The 3,800-nt window shown below is 43.9% G+C and carries 5 protein-coding genes; 4 read left to right on the top strand and 1 reads right to left on the bottom strand.

Annotation, left to right across the window (positions count from 1 at the left end):
- The first annotated feature begins 51 nt into the window (after positions 1-51).
- From ACW12G_RS06980 to ACW12G_RS06965, 4 genes are all read left to right on the top strand, one after another.
- Positions 52-1,392: an FAD-dependent oxidoreductase gene (locus ACW12G_RS06980; RefSeq protein ID WP_455647607.1), complete on the top strand. Its 1,341-nt coding sequence runs from the start codon at positions 52-54 to the stop codon at positions 1,390-1,392.
- A 30-nt stretch (positions 1,393-1,422) separates the two neighbouring features.
- Positions 1,423-1,539 (top strand): helix-turn-helix domain-containing protein, encoded by a 117-nt coding sequence (locus ACW12G_RS06975; RefSeq protein ID WP_455647606.1) that lies wholly within the window; start codon positions 1,423-1,425, stop codon positions 1,537-1,539.
- A gap of 93 nt (positions 1,540-1,632) precedes the next feature.
- A complete protein-coding gene (locus ACW12G_RS06970) occupies positions 1,633-2,244 on the top strand; it encodes a LysR family transcriptional regulator substrate-binding protein (RefSeq protein ID WP_455647608.1) in 612 nt (203 codons plus the stop codon).
- Between the two features lie 40 nt (positions 2,245-2,284).
- On the top strand, positions 2,285-2,623 hold the full coding sequence (locus ACW12G_RS06965; protein ID WP_455647605.1) for a hypothetical protein: 339 nt from the start codon (positions 2,285-2,287) through the stop codon (positions 2,621-2,623).
- 662 nt (positions 2,624-3,285) lie between these two features.
- Here ACW12G_RS06965 and ACW12G_RS06960 read toward each other — a convergent pair.
- Positions 3,286-3,705 carry a hypothetical protein gene (locus ACW12G_RS06960; RefSeq protein WP_455647604.1) on the bottom strand — a complete coding sequence of 140 codons (420 nt, stop codon included), beginning with the start codon at positions 3,703-3,705 and terminating at the stop codon, positions 3,286-3,288.
- Positions 3,706-3,800 lie beyond the last annotated feature (95 nt).

The following is a 3,800-nucleotide window of genomic DNA, read 5'->3' as shown; positions in this document are numbered from 1 at the left end:
AAATACAATTAAAAATCATGGTATGCTTAGTTTGTTTAAAGGAGTATGAAAATGCCGATGCAAGCAACATTACTGATTATTGGTGGGAGTGACGCTGGCATATCGGCGGCCTTGCGTGCTAAAGAACTAGCACCAGACACCGACGTTACCCTACTGTTAGCGGATAGCTACCCAAACTTATCAATTTGCGGTTTTCCCTACGCTTTTAGTGGTGAAGTCCCTAGTTGGGATAACTTGCGCCACCGTACCCTGGCTGATTTAGAAGCAAGCGGCGTTAATTTTCACTTAGAAACCACGGTTATCGCAATTGATCCAGCAGCCCATCGGGTGACAACCAACCGCGGTGACTTTGTCTATGAGAAGCTGATTGTTGGTACGGGTGCATTGCCAGAAACTAGCCACATCAAAGGCGCCGACAATGCCTTTGTCTTGCATGATATGGCCGACTACTTTGTCATTGATCAACATGTGACGACCGCGACACCCAAAACAGCTGCGATTGTTGGGGCCGGTTATATTGGGATTGAAATGGCCGAAGCATTGGTCCAACGCGGGGTGCAAACGACACTTTACCAGCGCGGACCTGAAATTCTTTCGACCATGTCGCCTGACATGAGCCGCTTACTGCACGACACGTTACGTGAAAATGGCGTTGACGTTGTGACTGACTATGCGGTATCAGAGATAACGTCTGATGGCGTCGTGATTGGAGACCAAGCAGCTGCATTTGATCTCGTTCTCGTCGTCACTGGCGTCAAACCTAACAGTACCCTCCTTGCTCATGCTGGTGCCGAATTGGCTGAAAACGGTGCCGTTATGGTCAATGATTTCATGCAAACCAATCTTGAAGACGTATACGCTGCGGGTGACTTGACGATTACCAAGCATCGCCTATTAGGCACGACTTACCTGCCATTAGGCACGACAGCCCATAAGCAAGGTCGAATTGCTGGTGCCCATGCCGTTGGCCTAGCAACCCCATTTCAACGCATTGTCGGCAGTCAAGTGCTTAAAGCCTTTGACAAAGTCGCTGTGCGGACGGGCTTGTTACCGGATGAGGCCACACAGGCAGGTTTCACACCACTTAGCGTGACCAGTGTAGTCGATGACCATAAAGCTTACATTCCTGGTGCTACCAAAATCACCATCCAGATTACTGGGGATCAACATACTGGTCAGTTACTAGGTGCACAACTGATTGGCCAATTTGGCTCAGAAGTCGCAAAGCGGTCAGACGTTTTGTCCAGCGCAATTTTCAACAAGATGACGGTGAGTGCGGTCAGCGACTTGGATTTATCTTATTCACCGCCAATTGCTGCCCCTTGGGATGCCATCCAACAGGCCACCCAAGCTTGGGAACAAGCGTGGCGAGCAGCACAAAAACGTGCCTAACAATACCTTTTTGTATGAGGAGAACGTGACATGTTGCAATATATTCAATCGTTTATCACGGTTTATCAAGTCCGAAGTTTTACCAAAGCTGCCGACCAATTATTCATCAGTCAACCGAGGGTTTCATCCCATATTAAACATTTATAAGCTGCCTTAGGCGTCGATCTATTTACACGTGGTAAAAAATCCGAAGTACAACGAACCGCAGCAGCTGATTTATTTTACCCGCAAGCACAAAAAATACTCACCGATTGGCAACAGGCCCAAAAATTCTTCTCAACCCGTGACAATGCGACCGAAAAAGTCGCGCAGAAAATTGGTGCCTCGCACTTTTCAGCACTAACGTTGGTCCCTCATTTGATACCGGCACTCACACAATTACCGATTCAACTTACGGTTGAAATGCGTAATTCACAAGACTTGATGCAACAAGTTGCGCAAGGCACAGTTGATTTTGCATTCGTCGAACAACCGGTCATGGATCTGAGTCTATCGGTTGTGCCACTTATGACGGATCAATTAGTGCTGGCCGGCGGTGGTGATACCTGGCTACTCCGTGAAGTCGGCGCTAGCGCCCGTGCACATATGGATCGCTATTTTGCCCAACATGGGTTGCCAGACAACACCCTCACCATCACAAGCACCGATGTTATGTTGGCGCTCTTGCGGACTGGTTTTGGAAAAACAATCATCTCGCAAAAATTAATTGCTGATTACATTCCCTATGTCCCACTTGATGAGAGTTTCCAACGCCCCGTCAACTTGATTTATCGCGCACCACTTGATGCCAACAAAACCAGTGTGCTAGAAACCATCACGCAAACCCTTACAACCAACTTTGAAACCCAATAGTGTTAAAATAAAGCTATTCTAACCAATAGGTGTTGTCATCATGAATTCAGAGAAAAAATTAAAGATTTTAGATATTATTTTAGCGAGTCTGATAGCTATCATGTTGCTGGTTGTCATGGGTTTGGTCATCTCCCAACCTGCCGACCACAAACTGGTATTAATCGTTGTCGCTCTATTAGCGTTGGTGTTGATTGCGCTGTCTACTTATCGCTACTGGCTCGCTTATCCTGAACAAACCGGCTTAAAAGCGCCATTGTTTGTGCCTAAAGCGATTGGCTTGGGCTGGTCAATCAATCCACGTAATCCGATTGGCATGGCGCTAACAGTAGCAATTGTGATTTTTCTAGTTGTCGTGTTTGGTGTTGCCTTGCTTAAATAATTAATCGTTACAATGACTAAAAAAGCCCTGTTTGAGGCCTTTTTAAGTTATTGTGAAAAATTATAAAAAGCAACGATATTGCCTTGGTCTGCGGAAATAAAACCATTTTTTCATCTCACGCTGCTGGTAATGATACTTTTGCCCTGTTTTTTGAAGATCCCGATCGTATAAAAGTTGAAGTCGTCGTTTATAAAGAATAGAATATTAAAAAGCAAGCATCGCTTTTCTCTAAGGAAAATCCTTAAAAAATACAATATTCGAGGTTTGTTCATGCGTAAATTTTATCAACGTTGGCAATTTTGGTTTTATCTAGTGGTTGTTATTTTAGAGATAGTTGAAGTAACATATGTGAGTCCGTTTAACATGTCAGACTGGCAATCATGGCTATCAGTTGCCATCATAATACTATTAAGTTACAGCCTTTACGATGAAATAAAGCATACATCAACTTCAAAGCAAAAATAACTAGATAAACCAACATCATTTTTTGCTTTCAAATCACGTCATCATGTGATGTAGAATGTTATAAGAGAACACACTCACAAATTGGGAAACATTAACGATTTATTTTTGATGTTTGCCCAGTTAAAACCAGTATGAATAACAATAAAAAGCAGTAACGGCTATTATGTCGCTACTGCTTTTTATTGTCGTACGATCCATTACTGACCTTTAATCGCATCATACGTTGTTCTTGTCCAACCACTGGCAACTGGATCGACCCAGTGATGGACGCCATTGGCATCCATGATGTCAAAAGGCCCATCACCTGTATAATAACCGCCACCATTAGGATCAACCCAAGCCGTTTGTGTGGATGGCTTATCATTTGGATTACCCTCAGGGCCAACTGTTATTTGATATCTCGGATCATGTTTGATTGTTTCTGCGCTAACTGGTGCTTTGGTTACCGCATCATTTTTAGTTATTGTGCCCGCTGTCGCAACTTGATCCTTCTGACCAAGGATACGTGTGCGTACAAAATGGTTCACCCGAACCGAACTGACCATGATAGCACCCAAGAGACTCAATAAAATGACCAAACTAACCAACTTGACCAAAAACCTTTTACTTTTCCGCATACCTCTTCTCCTAATGCTGGTACGTTTGTGCGACATTTAGCTGTATTCATTATACACTTATTTCATCACATTAATAGTTTTGTAGGCGTGATTAA

This window comes from Leuconostoc sp., from assembly GCF_965300815.1.
This window is presented reverse-complemented; position numbering and strand designations above follow the sequence as displayed.

What these genes read in the sequence shown, in the direction of transcription:
- ACW12G_RS06980 (WP_455647607.1), top strand. Translation starts at nt 52, where the DNA reads ATGCCGATGCAAGCAACATTACTGATTATTGGTGGGAGTGACGCTGGC.
- ACW12G_RS06975 (WP_455647606.1), top strand. Translation starts at nt 1,423, where the DNA reads ATGTTGCAATATATTCAATCGTTTATCACGGTTTATCAAGTCCGAAGT.
- ACW12G_RS06965 (WP_455647605.1), top strand. Translation starts at nt 2,285, where the DNA reads ATGAATTCAGAGAAAAAATTAAAGATTTTAGATATTATTTTAGCGAGT.
- ACW12G_RS06960 (WP_455647604.1), bottom strand. Translation starts at nt 3,705, where the DNA reads ATGCGGAAAAGTAAAAGGTTTTTGGTCAAGTTGGTTAGTTTGGTCATT.